This is a genomic window from Chamaesiphon sp. OTE_75_metabat_556 (genome assembly GCF_031378165.1).
Taxonomy (GTDB): domain Bacteria; phylum Cyanobacteriota; class Cyanobacteriia; order Cyanobacteriales; family Chamaesiphonaceae; genus Chamaesiphon.
In genome coordinates, this window is record NZ_JANNDR010000585.1 from 1 (window position 1) to 19,475 (window position 19,475).

Genomic DNA, 19,475 nt, shown 5'->3' on the forward strand with positions numbered 1-19,475 from the left:
GAAAGTCGGTCGATCGATCGGTTTACCCGAAGAAATAGTTAAACGTCAGCCATTTCCTGGCCCTGGTTTAGCCATTCGGATTATCGGGGAAGTGACAGCAGAGCGACTAAACATCCTCCGCGATGCCGATCTGATCGTCCGTCAAGAAGTTAATAAACAAGGACTTTACGATCAGCTCTGGCAAGCATTCGCGGTGCTACTTGCCGATGTCAATAGCGTCGGTGTGATGGGCGACCAACGGACTTACGCACACCCGATCGTCTTGCGTTGTGTCTCTAGTGAGGATGGGATGACCGCCGATTGGTCGAAGGTGCCCTATGAGTTTCTAGAGATCGTTTCTAACCGGATCGTCAATGAAGTCAAAGGTGTCAACCGCGTGGTGTATGACATCACTTCCAAGCCACCTGGAACGATCGAATGGGAATAAGTTAGGATTTGGTCGATCGAAGAGATTAGTAATAGCGGAGATCTACAGATCTGACTGAAAATTAGGGTAGGGGCAATTCATGAATTGCCCCTACCCTAATTTTTATACCCGCTTTCAGTAATATTCTTAGTCCAAACTGACGTTAATTTAACTCCAGTTCTGGTTAATGCTCATACTTAACTACTTGTACTAAGCAGAGTTAGGAGACACTGGCGTTAAATTACTAACAAAAATCGATCGAAACTACCCTCCTAAATTAGAATAACTATCGATCGAATTTGAATTATCCTCACGTCGTCTCTCGATCGCTACCTTTGTTTGCCAGCATCCCAAGTACTAGCCGCCGTCGCGATTGCTTGCTCGACGGTCGTTTCACCCGACATCGCCGCCTGGAGATTTTCATAGATTGCTTTTTTGAGCAGATCGATATTTTTCAACGGTGGAATCAAGATCTCCGACTGCGCCAATTGCTCGGCACTAATCGACTTACCTCGATCCAGTGCCGAGTTATTTTTACTGTCTGCTAGTTTGGCTTTATAGTCTGCCACTGCTTTGACATTAGAAGGCAAAGTATCCGAAGCCTGCGCAAAAGCTAATTGATTGGTGGCATTGGTAATAAATAGGGCAAATTTGACAGCAGCTTCCGGTAACTTACTAGTACGCGGAATCACCAGATTCATCACAGCGACACCTGTTTTACCCGTTTGTCCCGATATTTGGGGCGCGACAGCAGAAATTTTGGCAATCTGTGGCGCGTTCTTGGCGATCGTTTCGATAAATGGTGCCCCAGCCGAGAGCATGGCAATTTCACCCGATTGGTAGAGTTGAATCCCTTGCTGGTGTCCCTGCGTCATCGCTTCCTTGGGCAGCAAGCCTTGCTTGTAGAGATCGACCCAATACTGAAATGCCGCTTTACCTGCTGAGGTATTAAAGGCCGCCTTGCCTTGTTTGTCAACTAGTTGCACGCCCATCTGGACGAGGGATTCGAGGACATCGTTGCTATCTTCAGCCAGCAGGGTTGCAAAGAAGGCGTACTTACCAGTTTTCTCTTTGATCTGTTTGGCAGTTTGGGCGAGTTCTTGATAAGTCGTCGGCGGTTTGGCAATTCCCGCTTTGATGAATAGTTCTTGATTGTAAATCGTGACGTTGGTCGTCAGATACCAGGGCAGACTAAAGGTTTTGCCGTCTAAGGTGCCAGCTTGCCAAATGTTGGGAAGATATTCTTTATTCTCGCCCTTGGTTAAGACCGGATCGAGCTGCAACCAGGCATTTCTTGCTGCTAGTTGAATCGCAAAATCAGGGTTGAGATTGACCACATCAGGAGCTGTTTTTGCGGCCATTGCGGCTTGAATTTTGCCATGCATCGCCGACCACGGCACATCGACCCAATGGACTTTAATTGCGGGATTGGCAGTTTCAAATTTACCGATCGCGTCTTTAAAATAGTCGTTAAATTTGGGCTGAAGTTGCATCGTCCAAAATTCTAACTGTGGAGCTTTGGCACTGGGGGACTTCAAGCAACTCACCACTCCAGTGAGGATTAACCCCAATAAGCCACAGATCAGAAACCGACGAAAATTAGCAAGCTTAAACATGAGCTGAGATACCCCTCGATCGACATCCAGGTATTATCGACGATCTGGGCGATCGCGGCTAGGGGGTAAGTAATTCGCGATTTCTTGACTATCCATCAGTTGAGGATGTCGCTGGTGGCGATCGAGAATAGATCTGACAATTCGGTAGCTGATGAGCGGAGAGGGGAGAGGGGAGAGAAATATTCTCCCCGTTTAACCGTTGTTTCGGCTGTTAGATATTTCCCCGAATTTCCATCACGACGCCATCGTGCAGCAGGACTTCAACATTCATTTTGGAGATCAAATTATCACCGAGTTTGACAGAAAAGTAACCCTCGACTTGACCTTGACTGACTTCCTGTTTGAGTTCGAGAAATTGAACTTGTTGGAGCTGTTGCAGAGCCATGTTTTTTTGTTCGAGCAGCTCGCTTTTTTGCTGATTGACTTGCATTTGAATGCTCTCAATCTGTTGAACTACTTGGGGACCAGGCGGTTGCAGGCTCTGCTTTTGGATTTCAGCGACTGCTCTTTGTCCCTGAATTTCGAGTTGCTGTAGCTGGCCATCGAGTTCGCTAATTTGGGTTTGTAATAGTTGCTGGGTTTCATCTTTCCAGCGTTGGGTTACGACAGCTTTAATACTGACGACCCGTTTGAGTAATAATTGAGAGTCTGGTAGATCCATGATTTAGGTAATTTTGGTGACTAGTGGCTATTGGTTTAGTGGCTAGCGGCGTTACCCCATACCCTATTTCCTAATTTAGCAATTCGCCTCAGGCTAGGCTTTGCCTGCGAACATCTCGTCAATCATACCGTGATACCGTTCCATCACAACTGGACGTCGAATTTTCAGGGTTTGGGTCAAGAGGCCATTGTCGATGCTGAATGGTTCGGCAATCAACCTGATGGTGGCGATTCGATCGTCAACCCGATAACCGGGGCGGTTTTTGACTTCGCGGTTGAGTTCGTTGCGGAAGAGGTCGATAATTTGACTGTTATCAAGGGCTTTGGCATATTCGCTCGGATCTTGAGAATTAACGGGCAAGTTTTGGCTATCTGCCCAAGCTTGTAAGGCTTCGGAGTTAGGGACGATTAGCGCGCCGAGTGACTTTTGGTCTTGACCGACGAGGATGATTTGACCGATATAGGGACTGCGCAGACAGGCATCTTCGATCGGGGTAGGTTCGATATTTTCACCATTACTGAGGACGATCGTATCTTTGGCACGGCCAGTAATCGTCAGATCCCGATTGGCGGTGAGCATCCCCAAGTCGCCGCTATTGAACCAGCCGTCAGAATCGATCGCTTTGGCGGTAGCTGCGGGATCGCGGTAATAGCCCTGCATGACTTGGGGGCCACGAATCAAGACTAATCCTTTGTGACCGATCGATACTGACTCGCGCGTTTCGACATCGACGATTTTGATCTCGGTACCTGGTAACGGTTGTCCTGACGAGAGGCGGAGATTTTGCCACGGACGGCGGACATTGGTAATCGGTGCGGTTTCGGTCAAGCCATAGCCGACGAGGATATCGACGCCGATCATCTCAAAAAAGAGATCGAGATGTTTGGCCAAAGACCCACCACCGCTGATAATATGTCTGATTTTGCCACCAGTTGCCGCCCGAATTTTGGTGTAGATGAGTTTGTCGGCGATCGCGTGAATGGGAGCCAGTGCTGTCATCTGAAGGCGCGCAGTTAACTTTTGACTCAGTGTGGGTTGGAGACACTCTAGGCTCAAACCTTGGACAATGCGCCGGGCTTCGATGTACTGTTGGCTGGCTGCCAAAAATGTCTCGACCAACTTCTGCTGATTGGGCGACTGGTCGCGGAATTGCTTCTGAATGCCCTCATAAATCGACTCAGACAGTCGTGGTACGGCGACGAGATATTCTGGCTGATAATCCTTCAAATCCTGCTTGAAATAGCGAATATTGGTATAAGTCTGCGTACAGCCTTGGGAAAGCAGATAGTATTCACACGATCGCTCGTAACTATGCCACGAGGGTAAGATACTCAATACTCTTGACCCTGGCGTTGCTGGAATCACCGACCCACAAGTATTGACTTGATGCAGGAGGTTGCCATGTGAGAGCATCACGCCCTTGGGATTGCCAGAAGTACCGGAAGTATAAATGAGGGTGGCTAAATCGGTTGTTTCCAGCGCGACGGGGATCAACTCGGCAGTGCGACCGAGATCGATCGTCTGACTAAAGTTGACAAGTTTAGATGGCGTTTCTGCATCGGTATTTTCGTCAGATAGTAAAATAATTAATTTAATTGGCAAATTAGCTAATCGATCGCTCAACTTTTCGAGCGTTTTCAGATCTTCAACTACCAAAGTTTGGGCTTGGCTATTATCTAAAATCGAGAGTAATTCTTGCGAATCTGCTTGCGAACTCCGGACGGCATTAAAGGCACCTGCCAACATGATGCCCTGATCGGCAATCAACCACCGAGGACTATTGTCAGCAAACAGCGCGATCGCTTGACGAGGCTGAATCCCCAAGCTCTGAATGCCCGTCGCAAATAGGTGAATTTGCGTCGCTAGTTCTCGATAGGTCAGGCTAATTTCTGGTTTGCTATGGGGCGCATGTACCGCCACGACATCACCACACTTGGCCGCCACGATCGGCCAGATTTCAGGGATGGAATTAATTTGGGTATAATCGATCGTCTGGCTGAGATTTTGCCGCTCTCGATCGCTTAATAAATAAGGATAGTTGTCAAAGTTAAAAGTTGTCATAATTGCGATTCATCCAAATTTTCATAAGGTTAAACTGTGTTAAGTTACCACAGCCGCCAACCCGTTCGATATTTATAGATTAACTGGCGATCGATCCCGATCGATCTGCGATTGTGACAGAACTTAAGGTGGCTACGATCGATAATAGTCGATTCCGATCGCCTCAAGAACGCAAAAAAATACTCAGACCGATGACTAGTGGCTGAGTGAGGTCAAGATCTTGACTGGCTGGCACAAAATCTCAACATAGTTATTCGGATCGAGTTAATTCAAGCTAGTGAATCTGTATATTGCTGCTGCAACCTGCTCGGAACGCGGATCGGTTTGTTGGTTTGCAGATTGACAAAAATCCCTGTTTGCTGGGCGATCGCGGCAACTTTACCTGCATTCGATATTTCGGCACTTACAGTCCAACGGAGTGTTGCTAATGATGCGACCCACATGGTGCTCGTCGGTCGATCGCCCATTTTGAGTGCCTGTTTGTAGTCAATATTTGTTTGTAAAACAACGGGTGCCAACCCATCGCGAACTTGCTCGGCAATCGGATAATGGCGGTTCATAATTTCGATCCGCAGGTCTTCTAACCAGCGAATATAGACAATATTGCTGACTACTCCAGCAAAATCAATATCGTAGGTTCTGATGGGAATTTGGAGTGTCACCTCTAAGGCTCTAGTAACTTGGGTCATACCATAAGTTGTAAAATGCAAGTTACATTTCAACTTAGCAGAAATAGCTTGTAAAATGCAAGTAGACTCATTTTTTAAGGCGATCGCCCACAGATGACACTATCCAGTCGTTCTCCTTGCCCTATTGCCTGTACGCTCGATCTGATTGGCGATCGCTGGACGCTGCTAGTGATTCGCGACATGATGTTTTTTGGCAAACAACGCTTTGAGGAGTTTTTGGAATCCCCCGAAGGCATTTCGACGAATATTTTAGCCAGTCGGCTCAAGTCATTAGAAGAATTGGGGCTGGTATCAAAACAGCCTTATAGCAACCATTCCAAACGGATGAATTATCTATTGACTGAAAAAGGTCGAAGCTTGAAACCAGTGTTAAAGATCGTGGCGGCTTGGGGTTTGAAGCATGTAGACGGCACGCAAGTGCCACAAAAATTTTGCTAACACCAGGATAGTGCGATAAGTGAATCTACATAATCGATCGAAGACATGAAAAATTATCGGACCTTAGTAAATCCGCAAACATACCACATAGCGATCGCTTATCTCGATCGACTCAAAGCTGGCGATCTAGCTGGTGAATATTTACACGATCGATTAAAAGATCTCGATCTCGATCGCATTACCATCCCAGAATTTATCGAACTGTTGGTACGAACTAAGCGTCCACAGATTTTTGCTGAAGATGCTATCTATGGAAATGGCCTTGATTGGAATCAAGATGAGCTGGCGATCTTGGGCGATTTGAGTATCGTTACACCTGTTACTGTCTATGATAATGGCAAACATCGCCAGCCCGATCTGCATGAAGTGCCATTTCCCGCGACGCTGATTTTCACTCCAGGCGCACTACTCCGAAATGGTCATCAGATTGCGCCTGTTGACTGGGAAGAAGTGACTAGTAATGGGGAAATTAACTCAGAGGGATACTACCGACTCTACGAGCGGAGATTTTTACCAGCATTTATTTATGCCAACGATCGAGCCAAACAGGATGACAAGCAAGCTTTGATAACAATTCCAGGCATGGGGTGCGGACAATTTGCGGGGGTATTTAGAGGACAACTAGGTGCCGAGCTGCGAAACACACTGGTGAGATTTTTACAAACTCATAGCAGTAAGTTTTCACATATTAAAGTCGTCTATTACGATCCATATAGCGAATGCGACAATGAGCGAATCGAGATCGATGGTATTAGTTTGTTGGTTCGACCATTATTAAAAGGCAATGCCAACAAACCGCAGTTATGCAGACCCCAAATGTATGCAGAAGCGGGAGATGATTTTACCAACCTGGAATTATTTAGCTTTGTGGCTTGGGATCATGTATCGTGGCCGGGGAATGATTTTTATATCGGTGCTCGATCGACCGATGATGGCGTCAAAGCGGCGGCAACCAATGTAATGGCAGTGATGACGGGGATTGAAGGCAGCTACAATTCGCAAATTAACCATTACACTCAGCCACGAGGATATGCAACGTGGGAAGAAGTCGTCAGAAAAGATCGGATTCAGTTAGAAGTCGTTAATAATCTCCTCGTTTTGCCATCAATCAGTTAATGATGAAATGTTGGATCTCGATATTTCTAACGGCGATCGAAAGCATTGCCTCACAGTTCTGATTTACCCTCCCCTGCATCATCGAGTTTCTCTCAAACTCCGCGCCCCAAAATGGTAGACCGCTCTGTGTCCAATCCGAATAAACCAAGTTTGAGCATCGGGGTACTTGGCGAGCAGATGCTCGGATGCGGTCACGATATCGTCTGCCACCTCAAAGGCTCCGGTTTCGATATCGATCGCCACAATCTTCCCGTGATTACCTGCTTCGACTTGCGATCGAATCTGTGAATTATAAAGCGCATCGCCTCATTGGGCAAATTCTTCTTTGCTGTAGCGGGGTTGTCTGACTGCCATTGACTTTGCCTCGTTTCAACTGTGCCCCTTTATTTTAACCTGGGCGATCGCCTCTAGCCTGTACGGCTACGATCGCACTCCAGCCAAAGACGTTGCATAATCTTAATTCTGTCTAACGGACTGTGCCTCACCGGACGCATTTGCACGTTGCAACAACCCAAGTATACTGACGTTCCACGTGCAGGTGCTTGTTATATGCCTATGTTTAATAATGAGAATTATTTTTCTACATTTTTTCTGCAAGTATTTCTGCAATAAAATTATCAAAACTAACTGGATCAGAATGCGATTCAAAATACTTTTCCGCAAAACCCTCACAGGAATTAAATACTGAGATACTGCTGGGACGAATACCATTCATGATTTCAATGAGAGGTCGCCACACATTGAGTAGTACGTTTGTCAGGTTGAGTGAAATATTGAGTTCTTCTGAATCTGGTTTTTCTAGTCGAAGTAAACAATGTGCAAATCTGGATGTACCATGAACCTCCTTTTGTCGATGTTCACGATCAAATTCAAATGCAGCGATAATATGTCCAACAAAGTATTTATATGGATTTTCTGGTGAAACAACCCATTTTTTAAATGCTTTAAATTTACTTCGATCAGACATACGTTTCCCACAATCAGCGATGTAGAGCAAATCAAAAAAACACTCAAGAGCAATTCTACTTGCGATGATCTGATACTGGTCGAGGACAGCCGATGCCATCCAATGGCTGGGATACACCCAAACTCCTTCATGATAGCTGGGGCCATAGACAGCATTTGATATACCAGATGAAACAGTAAGCATGTCCATTTGTAAGAGGAAACGAAAAGTGGCATCTGCTAGCTTGCGTCTTTGTGGCTCATCCATTTGACGAGCTGTAGATGTGGACATCAAGTCCTTAACCTGAGGAAACGGAGTATGTTGTTGCTTAATCTCGATCTGGTCAGAGCCATATCTTTCTTTTTCAGCAGTTAAACGTACAACATCCATTCTTTCAACTAGAGCATCTAGCGAGAGCTGATTGATATCGTCCGAGCTATAAGGTGTTAGAGCCATACCTGAAAGTACATTTCCATATAACTATTATTTAGACTGACGGATTCAGTCTAATACCCCCGTTTGAGTTAGTTAGATGGACAAATTTCCACCTAATACCGGAAAAACGGGGTATTGTATTGACACTTTTCCACCCAACACCCCCAGATCGGATATTTAGGGTGAATTGATTCAGCCTAAATATCCTAGATGCTAGTCGATCGAATTTGACACCATGTGTAACGATCGTTAATCCTGACTATATGCAGAGGCAGACGATCGCCACATCAAAATCCCACAGGGGTTTTATAGTGCGATCGAGTCGTAACTAACCTTGCTTGCCAGGAGTGGCAGGTTTCGGTGTTGCGGGAGGTTTCGCGTCAGCTTTGGGTTTGTCAGCAGGTTTGCCTGTCGCTGGTTTAGCGTCAACTTTGGGAGCTGTACCAGCACCCGCACCAGCAATGTTTACTTGGTCGATCGTTTTGAGACTACCATCGGGTTGAACTTGCCAGATGTCATAAGTACCGACGACATCGCCTTGCGCATCGATATCGACGTTGCCACTAGCACCTTGATAGTTAATTTTTTTACCAGCTTTGAGCAAAGTAATTGCTTGACACAGATCGGAAACTTCCTCGCCAGTGCCACCTGCAATTTCACGCAGTTTACTAGCAATGCCTTCGCCAGTATTGGTTTTAGAGGCTTGGGCGGCAAGCATGATCAAGGCCGTAGCATCCCAAGAGTGTTGCAGATATGCAGTCAGGGGTTTTCCAGTCGCCAGCCACTTCTGATTAAAGTCTTCTAAAGCCTTGCCATGCGCCCCAGGAACGGTACCGATCGCCCCGTCGATGATAAATTTACCATCCGCTGTTTTGCCGACCTGATCGGGGAATTTTGGCGAGTAGGCACCATCGGGCAGCATAATCGTCACACCTTTGCTCAAGCCTTGTTCATAAGCATCTTTGAGTAAGATGGAGCCAGTATCTGGGTAGACTAGAGCGGCAATTGCTTGGGGTTTGCCGTCAAAAGCCGCCTTGACTTCAGATGAGAAAGTTGTGCCTTTGGCGTCGTAACGAGTTGGTTTAGCTTCGTTAGTGACGGTACCGCCCAATTTTTTGAAGGCGGCAACGAATTCTTTTTCAAAGCCGACGCCATAATCATTATTAATCGCGATCGTCGCCACTTTGGTAAACCCTTTTTTGCGGGCTAACTGAGCCATTGCTTGGGCTTGATAAGTATCTGGCGGTGCAGTCCGCGCCCAATATCCTTGATATTCGCCTTTTTTGGCTCGATCGGTAAATACGGGACTGGTACTTCCTGGCGAAATTATCATCACCTTATTTTTGGCAGCTACAGATGAGGCAGCGGTAGAAATCCCACTACCAAAGGCACCGACGACACCAGCAACTTTATCTACTTCTGTCAGCTTCGTCATTGCTGCCGCGCCAGCACTGGGGTCGCTTTGGTCGTCTTCAGAAACCAGGGTAACAGGTGAACCATTGATACCACCACAACTATTGACAGTATCGATCGCCATTTTGACAGCGATCGGCAGCGGTTGCGCGATCGATGCCAAGTCGCCAGTGCTCGATAGCAAAGAACCAATTTTCAAGCCTTGGCTATCACCGCCAGTACTAGGAGCAGTGCTGGCTGTGGGATTAGCTCCGCCCGTGCCACCCGTCGTAGCATTGGGGTCGGTACAACTAGTTGCCAATAAGCTGGTAATAGTCGTCAATAATGCCATCACTACTGCTAGTTTTGGCTGGATGCGTCGATCGAGCATAGTCATAATTGTTGTCAAACTCCTCACATAAACTGTCGATATCAACTCAGCCGTTGAATCCGACCATTGCCGTTGATGTTATCACTTTTGATGTAACTCTAGTTGCGAAGATCCGATGAATCCTCTAAATCGCTGTCCATAATATCTAGTTCTAGATAAGCGCGTAAAATCGACTGAACTTGGTAGGTTTTTTGATTATTCAATCTTCCTAGCTGCTTTACCAATCTCTGCTTGTCAAAAGTCATCGGATCGATACAAACAATAAAGCTATCGGTAGTTAATCCATTATTTGAATCGGGTGTGAGTGAGACTACTACAGGTAGTAATCTATCGGCTGGATGACTAGAGGTAATCGGTAATACAGTTACCTTGTTTTCACGCTTTTATGTTCGATGCTACCTGTTATCCGACTAGTAGGGGTACTCGATCGAGAAATTTGATTATTTAGCAGCGATCGGCATCCGCCAACCCGTCCCAAAAGCGCGATCGGTGATTTTCAAGCCTGGGGGAGCTTGACGGCGTTTGAATTCGGCCAGTTTGACGAGTCTGGCGATCCTGGCGACTACTTGCGGCTCGAAACCGCGATCGATTATTTGGCTGGGCGATTGATGTTCGCAGACGATCGCATCCAAAATTTCATCTAAAATTTCATAGGGTGGTAATGAATCTTGGTCTACTTGTCCGGGTTTGAGTTCGGCACTGGGTGGTTTGGTGATGATATTGGTGGGGATGATTTCTCGCTCTCGGTTGAGCCATTTGCAGAGTGAATAGACGCGCATTTTGGGTACGTCAGCGATGACGGCTAAACCACCATTCATATCGCCATACAGGGTACAGTAACCGACCGCCATTTCGGATTTATTGCCTGTGGAGAGGAGTAAATAGCCAAACTTATTGGACATGGACATCAGTAAGGTGCCGCGAATCCGCGATTGGATATTCTCTTCCGCTATTCCAAATTCGGTACCTTGAAATTGCGACTCTAGAGTGCGATCGAATCCCTGCATTAATTCGCCAATCGGGATTGTTTCGGTCTTAATTCCCAAATTAGCAGCGACGGCGATCGCATCGGTGACTGAGTGGGACGAGCTATAAGTCGAAGGCATCAATACTCCTAAGACATGCTCCGCGCCCAGAGCCTCAGCCGCAATAGCGGCGACAAGTGCCGAATCGATGCCGCCACTCAAGCCCAAGATGACTTTTTGAAAACCACATTTGTGAATATAGTCGCGCACGCCTAATACTAATGCTTGCCAAATTTCAGCATCGGCGCAATCTGGTTGGGGTTGAATGTTGGCTGGTTTTAAATCCTTTGTTACTTGATCAAATTCGACAATAATTAAGTCGCGATCGAATGCTGTCCCCCGACAAATTAGTTCGCCAGATCGATCGAATCCCAAACTACAACCATCAAAAATTAGATCGTCATTGGCACCGACTTGATTGACATATAATACGGCTCGATCGTACTTAACTGCTGCGTGTTTTAACATGGCCGATCGAACCTGTTGTTTGCCGAGGCTATATGGCGAGGCAGAGAGATTGAGTGATAGATCGATATTTTGTTCAGCTAATTCGGCAATCGGGTTGACTAGATAGCTACGTTTGCCCCAGAAATCCTCATCATTCCAGAGATCTTCACAGACAGTCACCCCTAGCTTAATACCATCTAGAGTGAAGTAATTTGCCTCGCTACCAGGTGCGAAATAACGATGTTCGTCAAATACGTCATAAGTCGGTAATAGCCGCTTATGGAAGATGTTTTGGATACTACCAGCAGCTAAGATTGCAATGCTATTAAACAGGGGTTTGGCACCAGTTATTGCTGCCGTAGGATTGGCAGTCGCTAGTCCGATCGATACATGTAAATTTGGTGGTAGATCGCGGGCAAGTTGTTGCAGTGCTCTCTCCATTTCGGCAATGAAATTAGCATTTAGTAATAGATCTCGCGGTGGATAACCACAGAGCGAAAGTTCTGGTGTGAGCAGCAGTTTTACGCCTTGGGTGGCGACTTGCTGGGCAGTTTTTAAAATCTGTTGAGCGTTACCTTGGAGATCGCCGACGATCGGGTTGAGTTGGGCTAGGGCTATTTTCATGATTACGCAGAGTTCACGGAGTAAGGTGAGAACGCAGAGAGGTTATTTGTGGGGGGGATCTAGTCTGAGAATCGTAGGTTGGAGTTTGTTCGATCGACAACGTTGACAACAGAGATTTGATTTAACAGAGAACAGGGGTTTAAATCCCCCACCTAAAAGGTGGATTGTTGTTAGGGTGGGGTCGAAATCCCCACCCTAACAACCCAATTATCAATTCTCAATTCTCAATTAATTTAAACCCACCCATCTCTAGTAATTAACGTCAGATGGTTTTTACACAAACAGTAATGGTTTATCTTTTAATGGGGCAAAGGCAACTGGATCGAAGCGATATAGACTAGCTGGACGACCGCTACCGCGTGAGGATTTGACACCTGTTTCTTCGAGGAACTTGAGTTTGATTAACCGATTGCGAAAGTTAGAATAATCAGAGAATGTTTCACCGAGGACTGTGGTATATAGTTGATAAATATCACTGAGGGTGAAGAGTTCTGGTAGCACATCAAAAGCGATCGGGCTGTATTCTAATTTATTGCGGAGGCGTTGATGTCCGTATTCGATAATTTGTCGGTGATCGAAGGCGAGAGTGGGCAATTTGTCGATCGGGTACCAGGCAATTCCCCCCACGCCAGTGGCAATTAATTCGGCAGCTTCGTACCTAACTAAGGCGAAGTAACTGACTGATAGATAACGTACGTTGTAACTATCGGTTGCCTCGCGCGGATCGCGTCCAGGGCCACCAAAGGTATATAGTTGTTCGAGATATAAGTTATCAACTTCGATCTTTTCAGACAAAATTCGATCGGCGGCAGTTTCTAATGTTTCACCATTTCTAACTAATGTTCCTGGCAAACACCAATCACCAAAATAGGGTTCTTCATGCCGCATCACGAGTAATATTAACAAGCGATTTTGCTGGGTATCGATCGAAAAAATCGCATTATCGACACCAACTTTAAAATCGGCAAGTTTCTGTTTATTTGAGTTTCGTTCTGTCACAAGCTTCATCAATAATAGAATACAAGTTTTGTTGTCGGAGATACTTAGCAACACTGAGCGATACACCGTCGATCGAGTGACTATTCCGAATTGCTGTCGAGGAAATAATTGGTGTCGATAGGGGGGCGATCGTGATGTGTGCGCCTAAATCGGTAAGCCGTTGTAAATCTGCTGATTCGATCTGATTGCCAGTGCGGGGCACGATTAGTAACTTAACTTGATTTAGTAGTTCGCCGATCCGATACCATTGAGACATTTGGGCAATCAAGTCTGCCCCAATTGTCAGTGTAAATTCACTATTACCCCAAACTGATTGGGCAATTTTCAGGCTTTCTAACGTATATCGATGGCTCAAATTACGATAGACTTGCACATGTTGATCGATCGGCGGCTGAATTTCAGCGATCGACAGTTCTAGCATTTGCGATCGCTGTTCTAACGAGGCTCCATGTGTTTTAAATGGATTGTCAGATGCCCAGACTGCTACTCGATCGAATTGTTGCAATGCCAGCCAGTGAATAATTTTTTGGTGAGCGATCGTTGGTGGATCGGCACTGGTTCCAAAGAGGGCGATATTCATGAATAGGGGATAGTGAATAGTGGATAGTGGATAGTGAATAGTGGATAGTGGATAGTGGATAGTGGATAGTGAATAGTGAATAGTGAATAGTGGATACTATTTGTATTTGAGAATTCGATCAATATGTAGGAGTGAGTTGGTTTAGCCTCGATCTTTCAAAGATTGAGTTAAATCTGCTAAGGCTGGGGAAAGAGTAACTGGTGGAATTCCAGCATAATTAATATCGCGAAGTTCGCTTGGTAAGCTAGCAACATGGCGATCGGTACGCTGTCTAATTACCGACAGCGGATCTTCTGGTTGTTGACGATTGCCGCCACTCATCACTAGTTGCAATAAGCCATGACCCTCGCTTGCTAAACCTAGAGTATCTCCCCTAAATTGTCCGTCTTCGATTTGACGAAAAATTTGTTTTTTACCAGGGTAAGTCATTTTCCCTGGGGATTTTTTCATTGTGGGTCGATCGGCGATTTCGACTAGTTTGTAGACGCCATTGACTGGACTGCCCGTGACTAATTTAGTCCCCAAACCGTAGCCAGAGATCGGGGCATTAGCCGATCGCAATTTGGCAATTTCCCACTCATCCAAATCGCCGCTGGCAAATATTGCGACATTTGGTAAAATAGATTTAACTTGCCCAGATAAGGTAATTAAATCTCCAGAGTCTAGGCGGACTGCCGATAACTCGATCTCTCCTGCCGCCACTTGTGTGGCTAGATCTGTCGCTGCGGCGATCGGATCGTAAGTATCGATTAGCAGCGGTGCGCCTGGAAAGTAACGGTGAAAAGCCTGAAATGCCGATCGTTCGCTACCTGCCATTGCCTCGATCGCCATGACTAATGAATGTGCCATTGTCCCGCTAGGTTGATAGCCTAATGTGAGCGCGGCTAAAACATTTGAAGTAGTGTCCAGTCCGCCCGCGATCGCCGCCCGTGCCGCTAACATCGCAGCCTGAGGGCCAAAAGCTCGCCGAGTACCAAATTCGAGTAAAGTAGCATCGGCACCAGCGACATCGCGCAATCTGGCGGCTCTAGTCGCAATCAGCGTCTGGTAATTGATGGTGTTGAGCAGGTAAGTTTCGACGAGTTGGGCTTGCCATAAAGGGGCTTCGATCCGCAAGATCGGTTCATTGGCGAAGATGGCAGTACCTTCGGGCACCGCCCAAACATCGCCAGTAAACTTGGCAGTGGCTAGCAGATCCCAAAACCGGTCGGGCGCGTTTTTAAAAATCCCTGTGGCTTGCAATGCGGTAATTTGAGTGGCACTAAACTGTAATCGATCGAGATATTCTAACGCTTGCGCCAAGCCCATGGCGATCAGATACCCAAAGTCTTTTGGTAGTTTTCGCACAAATAACTCGAAGCTAGCCGTAGATCGATCGAGGGATTCGCCCACATAACAGGCAGTCATCGTGAGTTGATACAGATCGGTTAGTAAGCCATAGTCCTCACTGGATAAAGATGATATCGATGGCCGTCGATCGAGTTCTGGAGTTGCGTTCATCATGGTGAGGTCGATCTTTTACTCAAAATACCTTTCTCTTATTATGGTAATAACCACCATAATATGTCAAGTAGGTAAGCGGCGATCGCACTCGGGGATTTTGGGTACTGCCATCAGCCAGCGAACATCCAATCGATCGAATGTCCCGCTGCCGATCCCCTTTGACCAAAATGGTATCAGAAGTGACATTCAGGGGTAATATGATAGAGATATGCATCATGTTCTGTTCCAATCTAAAGTCAACGTCTAGAGTTACCAACACTTAGTCAGCCACCGCCAGCCGATCTCGTCATCGACCTACTCCAGGTATTGTTTTCGATCGAGACAAATACGATATCGCGAGGATGGGTTGTGAAATTGAAGCGTAATCGATGTTGACTCGATCGGGCAGAACTGGGTAATTGGTTTAGAGTCCAATGGATCGACATCTTAGCTGCTGACTTCCAATAGTTCATGCAGTCATATTCAGTGTCGATGGGAAATCGAAAGGCTTGCCGTCTTCATCGCAGCAATCTTAGCTCTTTTTCTCCAGTGGCGATGCCAATTATTCAGATTACAGATTCTCAGAATAAAGATTTATTTAGTTAGTAATAATTAGTTAAGTATTTACCTGGAGGTCTAAAGCGACGATTCGATCGGGATTGAATCGTCTGCCCAGCAAGTGTTTAGCAATCGGCAGTACAGATTGCGACTATCGACAAAATCGCTGCTGCCACCTGTCAAACATCACCAGCTCCTGTGTTCGCATAATTTACTGTTGCTAAAATTGTGGGCATAGCACTTTTTGTGAAATCTACCGTAAGTTAGCAATATTACAAACTTAATAAATGAATATGTTCTTGGGTGGAGGTAAATTAAACTATATGGAATTTTCGATCGCCACGCTGCTATCGCATGTTGGTCCTGAGAAGTTAGTTGCCCCAAAATTACTAGAAAAGAAGTTAGGTTGCGAAACCCCGTCGAGTGTCGAACAATTGGATCTGGCTTTAGATTTACTCGAAAAAATCGGGGTTTTGGTCAAGGAGAAGGGGAAATTCCGCCGCGAACTAACCGATCTGGTGGTGGAAGCCAAGCTGCGTTGTTCGAGCAAGGGGTTTTGCTTTGCGATTCAAGATAATGAGAGTGCGGATGATATTTATATCCGTGAAAGTCATCTCAGTAATGCCTGGAATGGCGATCGCGTCTTAATTGAAGTGATCAAGGAAGGTACCAGGCGGCGCAGTCCCGAAGGGGCGGTCAAGTTGATTTTAGAGCGGGCGAATCCTTCGGTACTAGCCAGGGTCAAACGGTTAGAGACGGGCGACTATCGCGCGATTCCGTTGGACGATCGGTTGTTATTTGAGTTGGCGGTGACAACTAATGGTCATCATCCCGCTGATAACGGCCACGAGCAGATTAATCTAGATGAGATTTTGGATCATCTCGTGCATGTGGATGTCTTACGTCATGCTATCGGTCAAGACCTGCCGATCGGTCGCGTGGCTAGAGTGCTGGGGACGACAGCAGAATCGGCGGCAGACATCGATATCGTGACTTGCAAACACGATTTGCATCAAACTTTTGCACCCGCGATCGAAGCTGCGGCAGCGAAAATCACTAAGAGCGTGAAAGATCCGCTGGCTGACAAGCGATTGGATCTGCGGCAGCTCCCGACAATTGCGGTGAGCACGCAGACAGATCCGACTGATAGTGCCCTGACGATCGAGCAGTTAGATGGGGAGATCTGGCGATTGGGCGTCCATATCGCGGACATCGCCACTTATCTCGTTGCTGACGAGCGGCTCGATCGTGAAGCGAAAAAACGCGGTACGGCCGTATATTTGGGCGAAAATACCATCCCGCTATTACCAGATGCCGTTCACCAGGCTTGTGGATTTGTGCCCGGTGCCGAACGACTGGCAATTTCGGTGTTTCTCTCCCTCAACGATCGCGGCGAACTGATTGAGTTTAATATCCAACCCAGTCGCATTCAGTTGGATTGGTTACTCGATCCTACTCAGATCGCGGCCACACTCGCTGGCGAACCCACCGAAATCGACCCCCAAGCACTCGAAATCGTCAAACCGATCTGGAACACGATCGCCCCAGCTTTTAGAGCGCAGCGACGATCTAGAGGCGGTTTGGAAGTAGATTTGATTCAGAAGCAAGCCCCATTTGCCGATGAAGGACGATTGGGCGTGATTTTCCTCGACGATCCGCAGTCGTTGCTTACCGATGTGATGGTGATGGCCAATTACGCGATCGCCGTCCATCTCCAAGCTTTGCAAGTACCAGGGATTTATGCCGTCCAACACAATCCCGAACTCATCGAAGTCAACGATACGATCAAGCTGGCGATCAATTTGGGATTGAGCTTTGAAGGTGAAGTCGAAACCGAAGTCAGCGTTGCCGATTTACAACGTCTGAGCCTCCAGTTTCCAGAGTCGCCAGTACCGCAGGTGCTCAATTATCTATTCAAATCCCTGCTCAAAACCACGGTTTATAGTACCAACCCTGGGACTCATTTTGGGCTGGCGATCGAGAATGGCTATACCCACGCAGTCTCACCCCTACAACGCTATCCCGATATCGCGATCCAACGCGTACTCCATGAAGTATTTGCCAACGGCCGCGATCGCAAAACCTCCCGCGCCAAGGAAATCATCGATTTGGGTAGTAGTAGCTGTCACGGTCAGATTACCTGGAATGTGCTGACACCTACAGTTCAGCAAGACTTAGAAGCCCAAATTGCCGGATCGATCGCCCATCTCAACGATCGTACCAAGATCGCTCAAGATGCCGAAAACGATCTCGCTGGACTCCAAAAAGCCGAAAAAATGAAAGCTCGCACCGGCGAGATTTTTCAGGGCTTAATTACTGGGGTGCAATCCTATGGTTTCTTTGTCGAGATCGAAGACTCCCTGGTGGAAGGTTTGGTACACGTCAGTTCGCTCAAGGATGACTGGTACGAGTTTCGCCCGCGCTATGCTTGTCTGGTCGGTCGCAAAAACCGGACTTCATACCGGTTAGGCGATCGTGTCGAAGTCCAAGTCAAGAGTGTAGACTACTACCGCCAACAAATCGACCTAGTCACCGTGACTAGTATGTTGTCCGAAGCTGCTAATGAAGAAGAAGCAGAAGCAACGGCAGATTCAGGAGATTCAGGAGATTCACTGGCGATCGAGTCGGTAGAAATCGAGGAGTTTGAACCTGTGACTGAGGACGACTAATCGCACACATCCCCAATCCGCAATTAGATGCGATCTTCGGGTAGGGGCAATTCATGAATTGCCCCTACCCGATTGTATAAATAGGTATATTTAACGTGAGTTCGGGTTAAAGATATTGGCTTCGCTCTGGTACCGCCAATGATTGAAATCGTGGCTAGTGTTACAAAGTCCGCCTACGCGGACTGAAATATTAGTCCGCTTAGGCGGACTTTGCACCACAAGCCGAGACTTCCAGTCTCCAGGCAACTCTTATCCCGAACTCACGTTATTTAAGCTCCTAACTCCCAACTCCTAACTCCCAACCCTTCTTGAATAAACCACTCATTCTCGGTATCACTGGCGCATCTGGCCTGATTTATGCCATTCGCGCTCTCAAATATCTGCTGGCGGCTGACTATCATATCGAACTAGTCGCCTCTAGATCGACATATATGGTCTTTCAAGCTGAAGACCAGATCAAATTGCCCAGCGAACCCGAAGATCAAGCCGACTTCTGGCGCGAACAAGCTGGCGTGCCAACTGCGGGCAAACTCCGCTGTCATCGCTGGGGCGATGTTGGTGCCAATATCGCCAGTGGCTCGTATCGCACTCAAGGGATGCTAATTATGCCCTGTAGTATGAGTACGGTCGGTAAATTGGCGGCAGGATTAAGTGGCGACTTATTAGAACGGGCTGCGGATGTCCAACTCAAAGAAGGCCGCAAGCTCGTCATCGTCCCCCGCGAAACCCCGTTTAGCCTGATTCACCTGCGGAACCTCACTACGCTTGCTGAAGCAGGTGCCGCGATCGTGCCAGCATGTCCGGCTTGGTATCATAAACCCCAATCGATCGACGATCTGGTAGATTTTGTGATCGCCAGAGCATTAGATCGCCTGGATATCGATTGTGTGCCCCTCAATCGCTGGAAATCAGGTGATAGTTGATAGTTGATAGTTGATAA

At 46.9% G+C, this 19,475-nt stretch carries 15 protein-coding genes and 3 pseudogenes; 5 read left to right on the forward strand and 13 right to left on the reverse strand.

The window, feature by feature from the left end; translation table 11 throughout:
• Positions 1-427 (forward strand): annotated as a pseudogene (locus RMO27_RS23020) (GMP synthase (glutamine-hydrolyzing)); the annotation flags it as partial.
• A 308-nt stretch (positions 428-735) separates the two neighbouring features.
• On the opposite strand, the gene RMO27_RS23025 reads toward RMO27_RS23020, so the two are convergent.
• The 4 genes from RMO27_RS23025 to RMO27_RS23040 all read right to left on the reverse strand — a co-directional run bounded on the left by RMO27_RS23025 (position 736) and on the right by RMO27_RS23040 (position 5,433).
• Positions 736-2,022, reverse strand: coding sequence for a sugar ABC transporter substrate-binding protein (locus tag RMO27_RS23025; RefSeq protein WP_309736868.1), 1,287 nt, complete (start codon positions 2,020-2,022; stop codon positions 736-738).
• Positions 2,023-2,233: 211 nt separating this feature from the next.
• Positions 2,234-2,683, reverse strand: coding sequence for a YlqD family protein (locus RMO27_RS23030; protein ID WP_309736869.1), 450 nt, complete (start codon positions 2,681-2,683; stop codon positions 2,234-2,236).
• Between the two features lie 93 nt (positions 2,684-2,776).
• Positions 2,777-4,744 (reverse strand): AMP-binding protein, encoded by a 1,968-nt coding sequence (locus RMO27_RS23035; RefSeq protein ID WP_309736870.1) that lies wholly within the window; start codon positions 4,742-4,744, stop codon positions 2,777-2,779.
• 269 nt (positions 4,745-5,013) lie between these two features.
• Complete coding sequence (locus tag RMO27_RS23040; protein ID WP_309736871.1) at positions 5,014-5,433, reverse strand: thioesterase family protein; 420 nt, start codon at positions 5,431-5,433, stop codon at positions 5,014-5,016.
• Between the two features lie 93 nt (positions 5,434-5,526).
• Here RMO27_RS23040 and RMO27_RS23045 point away from each other — a divergent pair, with 93 nt between their 5' ends.
• Positions 5,527-5,871 carry a helix-turn-helix domain-containing protein gene (locus RMO27_RS23045; protein WP_309736872.1) on the forward strand — a complete coding sequence of 115 codons (345 nt, stop codon included), beginning with the start codon at positions 5,527-5,529 and terminating at the stop codon, positions 5,869-5,871.
• A 45-nt stretch (positions 5,872-5,916) separates the two neighbouring features.
• Complete coding sequence (locus RMO27_RS23050) at positions 5,917-6,987, forward strand: hypothetical protein (protein WP_309736873.1); 1,071 nt, start codon at positions 5,917-5,919, stop codon at positions 6,985-6,987.
• 78 nt (positions 6,988-7,065) lie between these two features.
• Here the strand turns inward: RMO27_RS23050 and RMO27_RS24040 are convergent.
• The 9 genes and pseudogenes from RMO27_RS24040 to RMO27_RS23090 all read right to left on the reverse strand — a co-directional run bounded on the left by RMO27_RS24040 (position 7,066) and on the right by RMO27_RS23090 (position 15,515).
• Positions 7,066-7,341 (reverse strand): annotated as a pseudogene (locus RMO27_RS24040) (hypothetical protein).
• A 226-nt stretch (positions 7,342-7,567) separates the two neighbouring features.
• A complete protein-coding gene (locus RMO27_RS23060) occupies positions 7,568-8,389 on the reverse strand; it encodes a hypothetical protein (protein WP_309736875.1) in 822 nt (273 codons plus the stop codon).
• Between the two features lie 307 nt (positions 8,390-8,696).
• Positions 8,697-10,157: an ABC transporter substrate-binding protein gene (locus RMO27_RS23065; protein WP_309736876.1), complete on the reverse strand. Its 1,461-nt coding sequence runs from the start codon at positions 10,155-10,157 to the stop codon at positions 8,697-8,699.
• A gap of 92 nt (positions 10,158-10,249) precedes the next feature.
• A pseudogene (locus RMO27_RS24045) lies at positions 10,250-10,513 on the reverse strand (type II toxin-antitoxin system PemK/MazF family toxin); the annotation flags it as partial.
• A gap of 78 nt (positions 10,514-10,591) precedes the next feature.
• On the reverse strand, positions 10,592-12,247 hold the full coding sequence (locus tag RMO27_RS23070) for an NAD+ synthase (protein ID WP_396133791.1): 1,656 nt from the start codon (positions 12,245-12,247) through the stop codon (positions 10,592-10,594).
• A gap of 273 nt (positions 12,248-12,520) precedes the next feature.
• On the reverse strand, positions 12,521-13,255 hold the full coding sequence (locus RMO27_RS23075) for an NrtR DNA-binding winged helix domain-containing protein (RefSeq protein WP_309736877.1): 735 nt from the start codon (positions 13,253-13,255) through the stop codon (positions 12,521-12,523).
• Entirely contained in the window at positions 13,224-13,826 is a 603-nt protein-coding gene (locus RMO27_RS23080; protein WP_309736878.1) for a nicotinate-nucleotide adenylyltransferase, read from the reverse strand. Before RMO27_RS23080 ends, RMO27_RS23075 begins: the two co-directional genes overlap by 32 nt.
• Positions 13,827-13,967: 141 nt before the next feature.
• Positions 13,968-15,326, reverse strand: a complete 1,359-nt coding sequence (locus RMO27_RS23085; protein ID WP_309736879.1) for a nicotinate phosphoribosyltransferase — start codon at positions 15,324-15,326, stop codon at positions 13,968-13,970.
• A gap of 66 nt (positions 15,327-15,392) precedes the next feature.
• The gene (locus RMO27_RS23090; RefSeq protein ID WP_309736880.1) at positions 15,393-15,515 is read right to left on the reverse strand and encodes a hypothetical protein; all 123 of its coding nucleotides are present in this window, start codon (positions 15,513-15,515) and stop codon (positions 15,393-15,395) included.
• Positions 15,516-16,189: 674 nt separating this feature from the next.
• Here RMO27_RS23090 and RMO27_RS23095 point away from each other — a divergent pair.
• Together RMO27_RS23095 and RMO27_RS23100 are read left to right on the forward strand one after the other, a co-directional pair.
• Positions 16,190-18,535 carry a ribonuclease R family protein gene (locus RMO27_RS23095; protein ID WP_396133793.1) on the forward strand — a complete coding sequence of 782 codons (2,346 nt, stop codon included), beginning with the start codon at positions 16,190-16,192 and terminating at the stop codon, positions 18,533-18,535.
• A 308-nt stretch (positions 18,536-18,843) separates the two neighbouring features.
• Entirely contained in the window at positions 18,844-19,458 is a 615-nt protein-coding gene (locus RMO27_RS23100; RefSeq protein ID WP_309736882.1) for a flavin prenyltransferase UbiX, read from the forward strand.
• The last annotated feature ends 17 nt before the right edge of the window (positions 19,459-19,475 follow it).